11 protein-coding genes and 1 pseudogene are annotated in these 15,915 nt (G+C 60.3%); 1 reads left to right on the forward strand and 11 read right to left on the reverse strand.

Annotated features, from left to right (window positions below; all coding sequences use genetic code 11):
- Window positions 1-18 precede the first annotated feature (18 nt).
- From ABQJ48_RS08115 to ABQJ48_RS08150, 8 genes are all read right to left on the reverse strand, one after another.
- On the reverse strand, window positions 19-633 hold the full coding sequence (locus ABQJ48_RS08115) for an ankyrin repeat domain-containing protein (protein WP_367837184.1): 615 nt from the start codon (window positions 631-633) through the stop codon (window positions 19-21).
- A 68-nt stretch (window positions 634-701) separates the two neighbouring features.
- Window positions 702-2,156, reverse strand: coding sequence for a catalase (locus ABQJ48_RS08120; RefSeq protein WP_367837429.1), 1,455 nt, complete (start codon window positions 2,154-2,156; stop codon window positions 702-704).
- Between the two features lie 373 nt (window positions 2,157-2,529).
- Entirely contained in the window at window positions 2,530-2,736 is a 207-nt protein-coding gene (locus ABQJ48_RS08125; protein WP_367837186.1) for a BPTI domain-containing protein, read from the reverse strand.
- Between the two features lie 288 nt (window positions 2,737-3,024).
- Window positions 3,025-4,521 (reverse strand): efflux transporter outer membrane subunit, encoded by a 1,497-nt coding sequence (locus ABQJ48_RS08130; RefSeq protein ID WP_367837187.1) that lies wholly within the window; start codon window positions 4,519-4,521, stop codon window positions 3,025-3,027.
- Between the two features lie 17 nt (window positions 4,522-4,538).
- Window positions 4,539-7,643, reverse strand: a complete 3,105-nt coding sequence (locus tag ABQJ48_RS08135; RefSeq protein WP_367837188.1) for an efflux RND transporter permease subunit — start codon at window positions 7,641-7,643, stop codon at window positions 4,539-4,541.
- Window positions 7,644-7,659: 16 nt separating this feature from the next.
- Window positions 7,660-8,934 carry an efflux RND transporter periplasmic adaptor subunit gene (locus ABQJ48_RS08140; protein ID WP_367837190.1) on the reverse strand — a complete coding sequence of 425 codons (1,275 nt, stop codon included), beginning with the start codon at window positions 8,932-8,934 and terminating at the stop codon, window positions 7,660-7,662.
- A 282-nt stretch (window positions 8,935-9,216) separates the two neighbouring features.
- On the reverse strand, window positions 9,217-10,611 hold the full coding sequence (locus tag ABQJ48_RS08145; RefSeq protein WP_367837191.1) for a heavy metal sensor histidine kinase: 1,395 nt from the start codon (window positions 10,609-10,611) through the stop codon (window positions 9,217-9,219).
- A complete protein-coding gene (locus tag ABQJ48_RS08150; RefSeq protein ID WP_367837193.1) occupies window positions 10,608-11,279 on the reverse strand; it encodes a heavy metal response regulator transcription factor in 672 nt (223 codons plus the stop codon). The genes ABQJ48_RS08145 and ABQJ48_RS08150 overlap by 4 nt, the downstream gene beginning before the upstream one ends.
- 172 nt (window positions 11,280-11,451) lie before the next feature.
- Here ABQJ48_RS08150 and ABQJ48_RS08155 point away from each other — a divergent pair.
- A pseudogene (locus tag ABQJ48_RS08155) lies at window positions 11,452-11,628 on the forward strand (integrase core domain-containing protein); the annotation flags it as partial.
- On the opposite strand, the gene ABQJ48_RS08160 reads toward ABQJ48_RS08155, so the two are convergent.
- The 3 genes from ABQJ48_RS08160 to ABQJ48_RS08170 form a co-directional block, all read right to left on the reverse strand.
- Entirely contained in the window at window positions 11,625-12,941 is a 1,317-nt protein-coding gene (locus ABQJ48_RS08160; RefSeq protein WP_367837430.1) for an MFS transporter, read from the reverse strand. The pseudogene ABQJ48_RS08155 and the gene ABQJ48_RS08160 overlap by 4 nt on opposite strands.
- A gap of 101 nt (window positions 12,942-13,042) precedes the next feature.
- A complete protein-coding gene (locus ABQJ48_RS08165) occupies window positions 13,043-14,644 on the reverse strand; it encodes a methyl-accepting chemotaxis protein (protein WP_367837195.1) in 1,602 nt (533 codons plus the stop codon).
- A 323-nt stretch (window positions 14,645-14,967) separates the two neighbouring features.
- On the reverse strand, window positions 14,968-15,906 hold the full coding sequence (locus ABQJ48_RS08170) for a dihydrodipicolinate synthase family protein (protein ID WP_367837197.1): 939 nt from the start codon (window positions 15,904-15,906) through the stop codon (window positions 14,968-14,970).
- Window positions 15,907-15,915: the final 9 nt, after the last annotated feature.

Here is a 15,915-nt window from a genome sequence, read left to right on the forward strand (position 1 = left end):
CGGCTCATCGGCGACGTCTCATTGTGTCGCGCCGACGTGGCGTAGCGCATCCTCTACGGCCGGATTGCGTTGAGCGATCGCCATTTGCAATGCGGTGCCGCCACGCGCGTCGACATGATTCACGTTGGCGCCGTGTGCGACGAGCACCGGAATCATATCGAGCCGGCCGAATAGCGCCGCAAACGACAATGCCGTTTCCCCCGCGTTGTTGGTTTGATCGATGTCGCAATGCTTGTCGAGCAGCATCGTGGCAATGTTCGTCTCGCCTTTGAAGAGCGCTCCCATCAGGGCAGTATTACCGTGCCGGTCGGCCGCGCAAGCGTTGGCGCCCGCAGCCATGAGGGCCGTCAAGGTCTCGGGATGATTGTCGTACGCGCTGAGGATCAGCGCGGTATAGCCTTCGGGCGTCGTTGTCTCGAGCGGGAAATGGGCCGCGATCAACGCCTGGACAATATCCGTGCGTCCCGCACGCGCGGCTGCAAACCAGTCTTCGGTGTAACGCGGCGTGTCGGTCACAGCCGAGTACGTTCCCGACTGATACACATGCTGCGCGCAACTCGCTGTCAACAGTGCGGTTAGGGTGATGGCCGCCGCGGTCCGAACAAGGCGCCGGGCAGCAAGAGAGCATCGCATCCTGTCCTCCGTGAGAAAGCATATCTATTCAGTGGGGAAACCTGCTTGCACAGGCTCCCCCATTGAATTTAGTTGTCGCTCAGGTGTGCCGCCGCATCTTTCACGCGCGTGAGATCCGCATGGGTGGCGCGCGCAAGGCGGGTACCGTAGTCGGCATCAGCCTTATAGAAGTACGAGAGCATCGAGTACTTGTTGGCGTCGTTGGTTACGCGGCCCAGGTCGCCCGACAACGCTGTGATGAGGTCTGTCTTGTCGGTATCGGACAGCGTCCGGTAGTACTCGCCGGCCTGACGGAAGTCGAGTGTTTTGTGAATCGCTCTTTGCTGGGTCGTCCCATTCAGCGGCGTCTGCACGGACTTGTACTTGTCCTGTTGCGCGATTTCTCCGGTGCCGGATGGCTCGTAGTTCACTTCGCCCTTTCGATCTTCCTCATTCATGAGCCCGTCCTGGTTGTTGTTGTAAACCGGGACGACCGGACGGTTGATCGGCAACTGGTTGTAGTTCGGGCCAAGGCGATACATCTGCGTGTCGGCATAGGCGAACAGGCGGCCCTGCAACATCCGGTCCTCTGAAGGTTCAATCCCCGGCACGAGGCGCGAGGGTGCGAATGCCGATTCTTCCGTGGACTCGAAATAATTATCCGGAATGCGGTTGAGCGTCATCGTGCCAACCTTCTGCTCGGGGATGGAGGACGGCCATACCTTAGTGTCATCCAGCGGATCGAAATCGAACTTGTCCAGATCCTTAGGCGAGAGCACCTGGATGTAAAGGTCCCACTGCGGATACGCATGCGCCTTGACCGAGTTATACAAGTCATTGGTCATCAGATTCCAGTCCGCGCCGATCGAATGCGGGATATCCTGCGGGCGAATGCCTTGGATACCCTGGCGGCTCTTCCAGTGAAACTTCACGTAGTGAACTTCGCCTTTCGCATTGACGAACTTGAAGGCGTGCACACCGTAGCCGTCCATGTGGCGATACGAATCCGGCATGCCCTCGTCCGTGTAAAGATGCGTGAGCATGTTGGTTGCTTCGGGCGAATGGGCGAAAAAGTCGAATGCCAGATTCGGATCTTGAACGCCGGTCACTGCCGATGGTTTGTTCGCGTGCACGAAGTCAGGAAACTTGATGGCGTCCCGGATGAAAAAGACCGGCCAGTTGATGCCGACCATGTCCCAGTTCCCTTGCCGCGTATAGAACTTGATAGCGAAACCGCGCGGGTCTCGCGCCTGCTCGGGCGAGCCGCGATAGCCCATCACCGTCGAGAACCGAACGAAGACGGGGATCTTCGATCCTGGCGTGAACACCTGCGCAGAGGTCAGGGAACTGATGTCCGTAGTCGGCACGAACTCGCCAAAGATACCTGTGCCACGCGCATGCACGACGCGCTCGGGTATGCGCTCCCGGTCGAAGCGCTGCAGTTTCTCGATGAGATGAGAGTCCTGCAACAGGACCGGACCTTCAGGGCCCGCGGTTTGGGAGTTCTGGTTGTCGCCGACCGGCGACCCGCTATCCTGGGTCATATCCGCCGCATGCGCCGTTTGAGCGAGCGCAATTGCTGAGACGATCGAGAAAATGCTTGCAGCAATCTGTGTCTTCTGTACTTTCACTTTGTATTCCTGATTCAAGGGGGGGCCGAGGAATCGTATGACTCAGTCGTTCTATTATCCAATCTCTTTTTCCTATCATTACAATAGCGACCGCATTAATTCGGAAGATGAAAGGCATTAGAGAAGGGGAAGGAGCAGTGAACATGCTCTGCAGAGCGATTGAGCAATGCAGTCATGTAGGCAGCATAAATGCTGCACGTGGGGCCGGTGCTGTACGCCTCACACGCAGATCAAAACATTACGGTTTCATTGAGTATTTTCGCGTATCTACTTATGAGGAATCTATTCATTTATAAAGGTTCTGGAAAGCAATTTTTAATTGTTCCGTATATCGAATTAATTGCGCTTTACAATTACCTGAAGCGGGGGGTGGCCAGTCTGGTAACAGCCCGGCAGCGCCGCCTTTGCTCGACCAACTGAAACCGGCGAAGCCGGCCTGTTTGCCGACAAGGGCGTGAGATCCGGGAGCGATCTGCGGACCGACGTCGAACATCGCCAGCACAAGGTACAGAACAACCGGTCGGAAAACGGGCACGAGCCTACGTTCCAGCCGCAAAGCCTTATGGGGCTCCGTGTGACGCCGCCAGAGTCCGCGGAAAAATGCAGATGGGCGATTTCACATGCATATTCTGGTTGCCGCACGGCACGCCAGCGTAGTCGACTACTGTGCCACTCGATGTCTGTCGGTTTCGGGTGGGATCGCCCGATTGCGCCTGTGTCGCGCAACCGGTTAGCGCAATCACAAGCGCAAGAATTGCAGGAAGTCGTTTCATGACCTGTCTCATCGCGGTTGGTTTGACGCGAACGTCGCGACCATTGAATCGGACCGATTCCACCAACCGCCGCCTACGGCCTGGAACAAGGCTGCCGTATCCGCCAGTCTGGCGGCCCTTGCCTGTATCGACGCAATGCGTGCCATTTGCCATGTTTGCTGCGCGGTCAGCACAGAGAGATAAGACGCTTCGCCGGAGCGCAGTTTTTCACGTTCGATAGCCACGCTGCGCGAGGCAGCCTGCTCCGCATTGACGGCCGCCTGCAACGTCTTCGCGTCCGCCTGCACGCTCTGCAATACATCCGCAACGTTCTGAAATGCGTTGATCACCGTCGAGCGGTACTGGGCGCTGGCCTGATCGAATGCCGCCTGCGCCGCGCGCTGGCGATGTAGCAGCGCTCCACCCTGGAAGATCGGCTGGGCGATCTTCCCGACAATGGTGAAGAACTGGTTGTACGGCGTAAATGCATTCGCAATGGCACTGGGCGAAGTTCCCAACGCGGCTGTCAACGATATTTGCGGCAGCCGATTGGCGATTGCCACACCCACCTGCGCGCTAGCCGCATGCAATGCCGCCGACGCGGCAAGAATGTCGGGCCGGCGCTCCACGAGCGTCGATGGCAGGCTGACGGGAAGATCATCAGGCAGGTGTAAGGAAGACAGGTCGAAATCGGCCGCGATATTCTCGTTCGGAAAGCCGCCCATGAGTGCGAGCAACGCGTCGCGCTGCAGCGCCAGTTGTTTCTCGAGCGGCGGTATCGCGACCTGCGACTGCGCAAGCACCGCTTGCTGTTGCACGACGTCCGCCCCGGCAATTTCACCGAGCATGCTTTCACGCCGAAGGATGTCGAGAAGTTCGACATTGGCCTTGATCACCTGCTGCTGCGCAGCGATCTGCCCGCGCAGCGAAGCAACATTGAACGCTGCAAGCGCGAGATTGCTGCTCAAGGTCAGATAAGCCGCTTCCAGCTCGAAACGCTGATTGTCGGCTTGCGCGGCTGTCGTTTCGATCATGCGGCGATTCAAGCCGAACACGTCAACCGAATACGAAACGGTCAGCTCACCCGTGTCGAGCGAATAAATGCGCTGGTTGTTCGCGGCGACGGGAGCAAGGCTCGCCGTGGAGGTTTCGTTTCTACTGCCCGATGCGTCGACGCCGATGCTCGGAAAGAGCGTCCCCCTCTGGCTCAGCACGTTCTCACGGGCGACGGCAAGCGCGGACTGTGCGGCAGCGATGGTCGGGCTCGCCTTGAACGCGCGGTCGATCATCGCGTTCAGTTCGGGCGACTGAAACAGCGCCCACCATTGGCCGGGAATATCGCCGCCAACAGCGAACTGCTGTGCTCCTCCCACTGCGCCGGGGGCCGCTGCGGTCTTCGACGGCAGCGGAGCATGCGTGTAACCAGCGCCGTCCGGGGCGGCCGGTTGCCTGAAGTCAGGGCCTACCGCGCAGGCCGCCAGCAGTAGCGGCATCAACAGGGCGGATGAACGTTTAGCGGCAATCACGGTAGAGCATCCCTCCATCATTCTGCGAATTGCGTTTCGCGCTCGTGCACCTGGGCAAGACGCGACGCGTCTTTGCGGCGATCGAACCACGGATAAACGGTCGGCAGAACCAGCAGCGTTAGCAAGGTTGCCGACACAAGGCCACCAATAACGACAGTCGCAAGCGGACGCTGGACTTCCGCACCCGAGCTCATCGAGAAGGCCATGGGCAGAAAGCCGAGGCTGGCTACCGTCGCCGTCATAAGCACAGGCCTGAGCCGCGTTGCGGCTGCCTGTTTCGCAGCCTTGACCGCACTCAGGCCGCGACCCCGCATCTCAACGATGCTGCTCACCAGCACCACGCCGTTGAGCACGGCGATACCGAAGAGCGCGATGAAGCCGACCGCAGCGGAAATGCTGAACGGCAGCCCGCGTATCCAGAGGGCGAAAATGCCGCCGATCGCTGCGAACGGAACGTTGCAGAAGATGAGCGCTGCAAGGCTGGCATTGCCGAACATCAGGTAAAGCAGCGCAAAGATCACGACAAGCGAGATGGGCACCACGACGTAAAGGCGCGCCATCGCGTCCTGCAGGTTCTTGAAGCTGCCACCCCACGACACGGTGTACCCGGGCGGTAACTTGACCTGCGTCTCAACCGCATGTTGTGCAGCGAGGACGAAGCCGGCGAGGTCGCGTCCGCGCACGTTGGCCTGCACGAGGATGACGCGCCTGCCTTCCTCGCGCTCAATGGTCGACGGTCCAGGCTCCATGCGAATGTCCGCGACCTCCGACAGCGGCACGGCACGGCCATCGCCATTGCTGATGCGTAGGGCACCGATGCGCGTGACGTCGTCACGGTCCCTGCGTTGCATGCGAACGCGGATATCGAACTGGCCTTCACCGTCGACAATCGTCCCGACATTGCGGCCACCGAGCGACTGGACGAGGTCGAGTACCTGGCTCGCATTCAGCCCGTACCGGGCCACCGCGTCGCGCTTGACGACGACACGCAGGTAAGGCTGGCCAATCGTCTGCTGCGCCTCGACGTCTGCCGCACCCGGCACACGCGAGATCACGGCTGCAACCCGTTCGGCGGTATCGTGCAGCGTTTGCAGATCGTTGCCATGAATCTGTACGGCAACATCGGCCTGGACGCCCGCGATCATGTCGTCCATGCGCATCTGGATCGGTTGCGCCCAATCGAGCGTCAAACCTGGGACGGCGCGATCCAGCGCCGCGGAGTATTCGGCGACGAGCCCATCCTGGGTTTTCGCCGTCTTCCACTGGGACTGCGGCTTCAGCATGATGAAGGTGTCGCTTTGCTCCACGCCCATCGGATCGGTCGGAATCTCGGAACTGCCGCCGAGCGTGACAGCCGACTGCACCTCGGGAAAGCGCATCAGTGTGCGTTCGACCATGGTTTGCGCCTGAACCGCGGACGGCACGGATATGCCGGGCAGCTTCGTGGTCGTCACGGTCAGCGCCCCTTCGTCCAGACGCGGCAAAAATTCAGCGCCCAGCCTGGTGGCGGCGAAGGCCGCGACTGCGAGCAACGCGACGGCGAGCCCCATTGTCAGCGCAGGCTGTTGCGCGGCGCGCGCGAGAATCGGCTCATAGCGCAGGCGCAACCAGTGAAGGAGGCGGCTCTCACGCTCTGCGACCTTGCCGCGCAGCAACAGGCTGGCGAGCACCGGCATGACCGTCAGCGTGAGGACGAGCGACGCGAGCAGCGCGAAGATAACGGTCATCGCCATCGGCCGGAACATTTTTCCTTCGACGCCTTGAAGACTCAATATCGGAAGGTAGACGGCCGTGATGATCAGGACTGCGAACGTCACAGGCCGGGAGACTTCTTTGGCGGCCTCCAGCACGAGCGGGCGTAACGGCCGATTGGGCGCCTCGGCGCGGCGCCGCACGACGTTTTCGATCATCACCACCGCGCCGTCGACAAGCAGGCCGAAATCGATCGCGCCGAGGCTCATCAGATTGCCCGACATTCCCGTACCGTACATGGCGATGACGGCGACGAGCATCGACAGCGGAATCGCCGTTGCGACGATCAGCCCCGCGCGTGCATTCCCGAGCAGCAAAAGCAGCACCGCGATGACCAGCACGGCACCTTCGACCATGTTGTGAGCGACCGTATGCAGCACCCGGTCCATCAGGTCCGCGCGGTTATAGTAGGGCGCAACCTCGACGCCGGGCGGCAGCGTCCGGTTGATTTCCTTGATCGCGTCCTGCACGCGCTCTGCGACGACGCGCGTGTTTTGCCCGATGCCCATCAGCACGACGCCGACGACAGCTTCGCCCTTGCCGTCACGCGTGACCGCGCCGAGCCGAGGCATTGGCGCTTCGTCGACATGAGCGACGTCATGAACGTAAAGCGGCGTGCCGCCCGCAGCGGTACGGAGCACGATGCTGCCGATGTCGGTTGGATTACGCAGCAAACCCTCGCCGCGGATGATCGATTCTCCGCCGTTGTGCTCGATTGTCGCGCCGCCTGTTGCGCCGTTGTTCATTTGCACGGCGTTGAAGATGTCGCCCACTGACAGGCCGTAACGCGTAAGTGCATCGTCGTCGACTTGCACTTCGTATGTCTTCAGAAGCCCGCCGTTCACATTCACGTCGACCACGCCTTCCACTTCGCGCAGCCTTGGCGCGATCTGCCAGTCGAGCAGTGTGCGCAATGTCATCAGCGACTGTCCGTGGCCACGCACCTGAAACTGATAGATCTCACTCAGGCCATCCGACAGCGGCCCCATCCGCGGCGCGCTCGTGCCGGTTGGAAGCTGTATCGTCTGCAACCGCTCACCGATCAGGTTGCGGTCGAGGTAGAGGTTCGTAGCGTCGGCAAATCGCACGTAAATCACCGAGAGACCGTAACGCGAGATCGAGCGCACGCTCTGCAGGCCTGGCAAGCCCTGTAACGCCAGCTCGACAGGCGCCGTGATCGAGCGTTCGACATCGACCGGCGCGAGCCCGGGCGCCTGGGTCGTCACCAGCACCTGCTGCGGCGAGATGTCCGGCTCAGCGTCGAAAGGCAATCGCTGCGCGCTGTATAGCCCGGCGACAATCAGCACGGCAACGAGAATCAACACGGCGGCGCGATTTCGCAGTGCCGCCTCGACAAGTTTGGTAATCATGGCATGCGCTCGCGGATCAGCCTTCGTCGGGAATGGCGCCCTTCATGAGCGCAGCCTTCAGCCAGTAGCTGCCGTCGGCGACGACAGAGGTGCCGGCCGACAGGCCACTGAGAATCTGTGTCATGCCGTCAGCGGCATAACCGGTGCGAACGGCGCGCCAGCTGAAACGGCCATTGGCGGAAGGCAGGAATACGGCCGTCTGTCCATTCACATCCTGGAGCGCCGCGTCAGGCACCAGCATCGTGTCCCGACCCAGCGGCGCCTGGATCTGGACGGTGCCGAACATATTTGCGCGGAGTGCGCCGTCGCCGTTGGGCAACTCGCAGCGGACCGCTACTGTGCCGGTGTTGGTGTCCACCTGGTCGGCAACATCGATTACGCGGCCGGTGAACTGTCGACTGCCATACGCATCAAGGTGGACAAGCACCGTCTGACCGGGGCGTACTTGCGCGGCATCGCGCTCGGGGACGTTGGCTTGCACCCACATTGTCGAAAGATCGGCCAGTGTCACAATCGGCGACGACATGTCGACAATGTTGCCGGCGCCCGCGCCCACGCTACTGACGACACCGTCGAACGGCGCGACAAGCGCACCCAGTGAATCGCCCGGACTGAGTCGGGCTAGCGTGGCCGTGCCATTGCTTCGGCTCGCCGGGGCACCGATCGGCATCAGGCGTTGCTGCATGCCCTGCCACTTCTGCAGCTCTGCTTGCCGCGACTTCAGCATGGCCTGTGCATTGACCGCAGCAGCGCGGCGGCGGTCGAGCTCGCTCTGCGCGATACCGCCTCCGGTGACGAGCTCGCTGCCGCGCTGCAGTGCTGCACTGGCCGTCCCGGCTGCAGCCTTCGCGTCCGCCACCGCGGCAGACGCACTTGCGACCTGACTGCGCACGTCGCTCAAGTCGAACTCGTCGAGCGTAGCGAGCCGCTGCCCCGCGCGTACGTGGTCGCCTGCAGCGACATCGACAGCAACGATTCTTGCCCTGGAAGGAGAGCCTAGCTGCGCGAGCCGCTTCGCGTTGAATGCAACGACACCGGTAGCGGTAATCGTATGCACGCCGGGCCGAAGCTCCGCTTTCGCGAACTGCAAATTGACGTTGGAGAGGGCCTCGGGCGACAGGTACACGCTATTGGGGAGTGGCGGAACCTGCTCGACTGCCGTAGCTGGCAGCGCTGATGCGGTAGCCGCGGGGGAAGTCCGCGAGTGAAGGGAAAACCAGGCACCGCAAAGAAACAGGATGCCCGCTGCCCCGACAGACAACTGCAGACGCTTGCTATAGCGAATGTTCACGAACGCTCTCGATGGTTGAACAAACGTTTTGGCTCCGAGGGATGGCGACGGCTTCCCTCAGTGCTGGAGAGCGTATTTTCGTGTTGCGCGTCTGATTGTGAGGTGGCGGGAAGATGTCATTTCGGACATCTTGCGAAGGCAGCACGGAATGCGCCGTTGGCTCGCGGACGGAAGGCGGACGGAAGCCGGACGCCGCGCGAGCGCGCCATCTTGCGCCGATCAGCTAACGGAACTCTGCGAGAAAAGGATGCCGGGTGATCGCGCGCAACGGCGACCAGGGTGTCACGCGGTAACGGAAGGAAAGTAAAGCGTAAAGGTCGTCAAGCCGGCGCGGCTCACGACGTCGACTCGGCCACGATGCAACTCCATGATGGATCGCACGATGGCAAGACCTAGCCCCATGTTCTTCGCCGACCCTTGCCGCGCAGAGTTGACACGGTAAAAGCGGTCGAAGATCTTGCCGATATGCTCCGGCGGGATGGTTTGGCCGGTGTTCGTGACTTCCACGGCGACGTACTCGTCACACCGGTAGGCGCGCAGCGCGATCTCCGATTCGGCGTCAGCATGCGCAAGCGCGTTCGATACCAGATTGCTGAGGGCGCGTCGAAGCATCGACGGATCGGCGCGAACCTGGATTGCACCGTCGAGGGTGAAATGGACGCCCTTGTTGTCGGCCACTCCTTCAAAGTACGAGGTGAGCCTTGCGAACTCTTCATGGCAATCGAGTACGCCTGGTCGAAGCAGTTCCTTTGAATGATCCGCTCGCGCGAGGAACAGCATGGTCTCGATCATCCGTTGAAGGCGCTGGCATTCTTCGATGTTCGAGTCGATAAGCGCTTCGTATTCCTCGGTGGATCGCTCGCGCGAAAGAGTGATTTCCGATGCGCTGATCATATTGGCGAGCGGAGTGCGCATATCGTGCGCCAGATCGGAGGAGAACTGCGAGAGTTGCGCAAATGCGCGTTGAAGCCTGTCGAGCATCCGGTTCACCGGACCCGCGATGTCACGGAGTTCGACGGGACCACCGCTAACAGCGAGGCGCTCACCAAGATTGTGGGCTTCGATGCGCGAAATTCGTTGGCCGATGATTTTGACCGGCGATAGTCCTCGCTTTGCAATGGCGTAGCCAAGTAGACCCATCAACGCTGAACCAGCGAAGATCACGAGCCACACATCGCCTTGGTATCCGCGAAGGACGGAGTAGCGCGTCGCCGCTTCATGTGCAAGTATCACGCGTATCGATTCGCCCGAACGTAACTTCTCGTCGCCGAATATGCAGCGCGAAGGTCCGATGGACGGCGGAGAGCATGAATAAGGCTGTTTTTCTGCGGGATCGCCCGCCCCGACCGACCGCAAGCGCTGGTCCCGCCGGTCCGAGTCGGCCAATATCCTTCCTTGGCCATCCAGTATGGCGAATGAGATTGCGGGATGCGCGAGCAATTCCTCGCGAAACAGGTCGCTATTGCTGCCGATCGCCTCTGCCGAGCCGTATCTGCGAGCTGCCGCCAGAAACTCATCGAGCTTGACCGAAATCTCGTTATCGTCGCGGTCCATGAGTTGGCTCGAGAGCGAATGATAAAGCAGGCCGCCGGCCATCGAGAGCACCAGTATAGCGACGATAGTAAAAGCGACACTCAGCCGCCTGAGCAGCGAGTACGCTCCGTCCGCGGCAGTCATGATCGCTCTTCCATTACATAGCCCATGCCACGGACCGTATGGAGCAGTTTTTTCTCAAAGGGGTTGTCGATCTTGGTGCGCAAACGTCTGACAGCCACTTCAACGACGTTCGTATCGCTGTCGAAGTTCATGTCCCACACGTGTGACGTGACGACTGCACGCGTAACCACTTCGCCCTGCCTCTCGGCGAGAAGTTTCACCAGCGTGAATTCCTGCGCAGTCAGGTCGATGCGGACGTTGCCGCGCCGAACACGCCGCCTGAGGAGGTCGATTTCCATATCGCCGACACGCAGCACAGTGTCGACCGATAGCGTGGGTCTGCGCAGCACCGCGCGAATGCGCGCAAGAAATTCGGAGTAGACGAATGGCTTCGCCAGGTAATCGTCTGCCCCCGATTCGAGTCCGGCGACTTTGTCTTCAACCGCATCGCGCGCCGTCAAGAGGAGCACAGGTGTGCGTTTTTTTGCTCGCAAGCGCCTGAGTACCTCGAAGCCGTCGAGGCCCGGGAGCATGACGTCGAGAACGATGAGATCGTAGTCTTCATGGAGCGCGAGGAACAAACCGTCGTTGCCGTCGTTAGCGACATCGACGATAAAGCTTGCCTCCATCAGGCCTTTTCGAAGGTAGGCGGCCATCTTCGGTTCGTCCTCGACGATCAGGATACGCATGATGAAAACCCTTTCGCATAGCTAGTCGTGCATCAAATGCAGATAGTACATTAAGCTAATTGCATGTGCGCGGCGCAGCGCGTTGAGGCAGTGTCAACTGGGCGGCGTACGCTGGCGCCGAAAATTCCGTCAGTGCGATGGGTGGGAGTGCTGGAATCTGAGCCTTGCATAACGAATCTGGCGCAGTGTGAAATACGAGGAGGAATATTTGAAAGCATACGAAACAGTCAGCCAGGCGCGACAGTCGATCACTGATTACCTGATGGGGTACAACCAGGGTCGACCTCATTCGAGCCTGGCAGACCGCACGCCGGATGAGGCGTACCTCGCGATGCTCAACCCGAACTAGTGTTGACTGACGTCGAGGACGCTAAATGAGGCAGGCTCTGCATCTCGCCGCGGCCGAATGAAAAGTATCGTGACAAGCAGGGCCGCCACGCAGAAGCCGGCCAACGACAGGAGTCCGTCTGCATAGCTATCCGACGACGTCTTGAACAGACCCACAAGATAGGGTCCGGCGAAACCGCCCAGGTTGCCGATCGAGTTGATGAAAGCGATTCCGCCGGCAACGGCCGGGCCGCGCAAATATGAAGCCGGCAACGTCCAGAACGGACCCTTGCAACCAAAGATGCCGATCGCCGCGACGCTCAACGCGACGATTGACCAGATGGACGCCCCCAGGACACTGGCGGCGACCAACCCCGCGGCGGCCAATACCATCGTGCCGGCGAGAAACCAGCGGCGTTCGTTGAATCGATCGGACAGGTTGCCGATTAGCAGCATGCCCAGGCAACCGGCGATATACGGTATCGATGTGATCAGGCCTACCGCGACGGTACTGTAGCCTTGCTGCTTGATGATCTGTGGTAAGAAAAACGACAACCCAAGGTTCGCACCCGTTGCGCAGAAATAGATGAAGGCAAGCAGGATCACAGTTGGGTTCAGCAAGGCCTTGCCCAACCCGGAGATTTTGCCGCTGGAGCCCGGCGCGGCGTCATCGGCGGCGAGTTCGTACTTCAGCCAGTCTCGCTCCTGGTCAGTGAGCCAGCGTGCCCGATCTGGGCTGTCCGTCAGCAGTCCCAGCGCCACGAACGCGCCGAGCAAGGCAGGCAAGCCTTCAATGATGAATAGCCATTGCCACCCCTTGAGGCCCAACGCGCCATTGATGTCGAGAATCATTGTCGAGAGCGGCGCACCCACGGCGATCGAAACCGGGATGGAAAGCATGAACGCCGAAACAATACGCGCTCGATAACGTACGGGAAACCAGTACGTCAGGTACAGGATCACGCCGGGGAAAAAGCCCGCCTCGGCGACACCCAGCAGGAACCGGAGCACGATGAAGCTGACCGGCCCGGTCACAAGCGCCATCGCGCACGCCAGAACGCCCCAGGTGAGAAGAATGCGGGCGATCCATTTGCGTGCGCCAACCCGCGCCATCATCAGATTGCTCGGGATTTCGAAAATGAAGTACCCGACAAAGAAGATACCCGCGCCCCAACCGAACAGGTAAGGCGTGAGGCCGATATCCCGGTTCATCGTGAGGGCGGCGAATCCCACGTTGATCCGGTCGATGAACGAGATGACATACAGGGCCATCAGAAGCGGAATCACGCGCCAGAAAATCTTGCGTATTACCGTTTTTTCGCTGAGCTTTTGCATAGTATCCAAGGACGCGATCGTCGAAATGCCAGCTGCGCGCCGGCATGTTATTTAGGTTGCTTGCCTTCTGGCGAGGTGCCGTCTCCGCCGATGCGGACCGGTTAGAACTGGGTCGCAGCCTCACGATTTACGGCCATATCAGGCGCGGCCGGTCCGTGACGCGGCGTCGCGGCATTCGGGTCATGCGTCGCGCTGCCACTATCGATCGTAAACACCGCCACTGCATGCCGCAGGAGCTGAGCCTGTTCAGCCATCGACTGCGCAGTGGCTGTGGCTTCTTCGACTAGCGCCGCGTTTTGTTGCGTCACGCGATCCATCTGACTGACCGCCTGATTGACCTGACCGATACCCGTGCTCTGTTCTGCCGACGCAGCCGACATCTCGCTCATGATTGCCGTCACGCGGCTAACAGAGGCCACAACCTCGCTGATTGTGCTACCCGCTTCTTCGACAAGCCTTGATCCCGCATCGACCCGGCTGACCGACTCGCTGATCAACTGCTTTATTTCCTTGGCGGCCGTCGCACTACGTTGCGCGAGGGCCCGGACTTCGCCGGCTACGACGGCAAAGCCGCGACCCTGCTCGCCGGCTCGCGCTGCTTCGACGGCAGCATTGAGCGCGAGAATATTGGTCTGGAACGCGATGCCTTCAATCACGCTAATGATCTCGGCGACCTGCGCGGAGCTGTCGGAGATCCCGCGCATTGTCTCGACGACCCGGCCGACGACTTCGCCGCCGCGTTGGGCGACGTGCGATGCGGTGTCGGCAATCGACGTTGCCTGGCGCGCGTTCTCAGCGTTGTTCTGAACCGCTCCGGTCAGTTGCTCCATGCTCGAAGCCGTTTGCTCCAGCGACGCGGCCTGTTCTTCGGTGCGCTCGGACAGGTCGGTAGTACCCGCCGCAATCTGACTGGTCGCTGTTGCGATCGCGTCGGCAGACACAATGATCTTGCCGATCGTCAAAGTGAGCTGCTCCTGCATCTGCTTCATGGAGTACAGCATGCTTGAACGATCAGTCGGCGCCGTCATGACCGTCGCGCTCAGGTCGCCGCTAGCGATCTGGGTAGCGATCCGGGCGGCCTGTGACGGGTCTCCGCCCAGACTCCGACGTACGCTGCGGCTGATGAGCAGCATCGCCGCTGAAACCACCGCGCCGATGCCGAGCGCGATCAACAGGTATTCCAGCAACATCGTGTGGAACGCATCGGAAACGTCCGTCAAATAGAGACCCGAATCGATATACCAGTCCCAAGGCTTGAACTGTTTCACGAACGCAAGCTTCGTCTCATAGTTGTATCCTGAGCCGTTCGGAACGCGCCCTACAAATTCGACATAGCCTTCGCCGTTGGTCTGGGCGGCCTCAACCTGTTCAACGAACAGCAACTTGCCGGTGGGATCCTTGGCCTGGCTGACATCTTTGTTGAGCAGATCCGGGAGGGTGGGGTGCATGAGTACGGTCGGACGCGAGTCGAGGATAAAGACATAACCCCCTTTGCCGTAGCGCATCGCTTTCAACCGTGCCATCGCCTGTTCCTTTGCGGCGTCGACGGTAATCTCGTGGCGATCCGCTCGCGCGGCCAGGTCGTTGACGATTGCCCAAGCCGCTTCGACGACGCTTCGAATCGTGGCTTTGCGTTCGCTGAGCATGGTCGATCGGGACTCGAGCACCGCGCTGCCCGCGAGAAGCAGAAGACCCACCCACATGACGGCAAGTGCAGCCCATAGCTTTGCGTTTAAACTCAGGCGACTCACTATCAATTCCTCCACGGCGGCACGATTGAGCTCTGTCAGAGCCGAGTAACTTCCCACGTATTACACAAGTACTATCGGACGCCGCTTGCTCATTCTTTAGACGGATCGCAAAATTTTTCTATGTCTCGTTCAATCGACGAGGACGGTATCGTTGGTTTTCGAAGATTTCAAGAGGATACCTAATCAAAGCAACGTGATTCACGAAATGTCACGTCGTATTTCGCGCGGCCGGTGAGCGCGAAGTCCGGTTCCCCTGGGCCATGCGGCATTCGAGCCTACTGGAGCTCCTGCAGCCGGCGGGTTTGCCGTCTCACCAGACGGTCGATGTCCGCGATATCCGCATCAGACAGTTTGGGGCCGGGTTTGCGCAGCGCGTCCGATGCGATCACACCGCGCTGCGCCATAAGGTATTTTCTTACTGCCAGACCGATGTTCGATTGTTGTTCATAACGCGCGAGCGGCAAATAGGCATCGAAGATGTCATGTGCTTTTTCGATATCTCCGCTGGCATGTGCATTACAGACATCCACCATCATTTCCGGGTATGCAAAACCGGTCATTGCGCCGTCCGCACCGCGCGTGAGCTCCTCAGGAAGGAACAGGCCGCCACCGTTGCCCGTCAAGATCGAAACGCGTTTCAGATCGCCTTTGTCGCTGGCCGCCCTGAGCGCCGACAGTTTGGTCAGACCCGGTGAATCTTCGTGCTTGAGCATGACACAGGTCGGCGAATTTTTGAGCACGCGCAGCACCACGGATGTGGACATCTGCACGCCCGTAGATACCGGATGGTCCTGCAGTACCCACGGACAGTTCTCGCCGAGCGTCGTGTTGACCATGTCGAAGTAAGCGACGATCTGATCGTCGGTGCGCAGCGCGGGAGCCGGCGCGACCATGACACCGGAGGCTCCCATATCCATCACGCTCATACTCAGTTCGCGCATCGGCGCGAAGCCCGCCGCCGACGCACCGACAACCACTGGCACGCGGCCAGCCACGCGCGCCAGTACGCGCTTGACGAACGTGCGCGATTCCTCGGCGGTGAGTTTCGTCGCTTCTCCAAGGATGCCGAGGATCGTCAAACCTGTTGCTCTGGACTCCAGATAGAAGTCGACCATGCGATCGGTGCTGGCCAGATCGAGTTCACCGCTTTCGGTGAATGGCGTAACAGCGATCACAAACACACCTTTGGCATCGGCGTTCAACACGTTGCTCATTTGCGACTC

Source organism: Paraburkholderia suaedae (genome assembly GCF_040812055.1).
Classification (GTDB): domain Bacteria; phylum Pseudomonadota; class Gammaproteobacteria; order Burkholderiales; family Burkholderiaceae; genus Paraburkholderia.

Bases quoted from the DNA above. Each gene is read 5' to 3' on its own strand.
- ABQJ48_RS08115 (WP_367837184.1), bottom strand. From the start codon at position 633: ATGCGATGCTCTCTTGCTGCCCGGCGCCTTGTTCGGACCGCGGCGGCC.
- ABQJ48_RS08120 (WP_367837429.1), bottom strand. From the start codon at position 2,156: ATGACCCAGGATAGCGGGTCGCCGGTCGGCGACAACCAGAACTCCCAA.
- ABQJ48_RS08125 (WP_367837186.1), bottom strand. From the start codon at position 2,736: ATGTTCGACGTCGGTCCGCAGATCGCTCCCGGATCTCACGCCCTTGTC.
- ABQJ48_RS08135 (WP_367837188.1), bottom strand. From the start codon at position 7,643: ATGATTACCAAACTTGTCGAGGCGGCACTGCGAAATCGCGCCGCCGTG.
- ABQJ48_RS08145 (WP_367837191.1), bottom strand. From the start codon at position 10,611: ATGACTGCCGCGGACGGAGCGTACTCGCTGCTCAGGCGGCTGAGTGTC.
- ABQJ48_RS08150 (WP_367837193.1), bottom strand. From the start codon at position 11,279: ATGCGTATCCTGATCGTCGAGGACGAACCGAAGATGGCCGCCTACCTT.
- ABQJ48_RS08160 (WP_367837430.1), bottom strand. From the start codon at position 12,941: ATGCAAAAGCTCAGCGAAAAAACGGTAATACGCAAGATTTTCTGGCGC.
- ABQJ48_RS08165 (WP_367837195.1), bottom strand. From the start codon at position 14,644: ATGTGGGTGGGTCTTCTGCTTCTCGCGGGCAGCGCGGTGCTCGAGTCC.
- ABQJ48_RS08170 (WP_367837197.1), bottom strand. From the start codon at position 15,906: ATGAGCAACGTGTTGAACGCCGATGCCAAAGGTGTGTTTGTGATCGCT.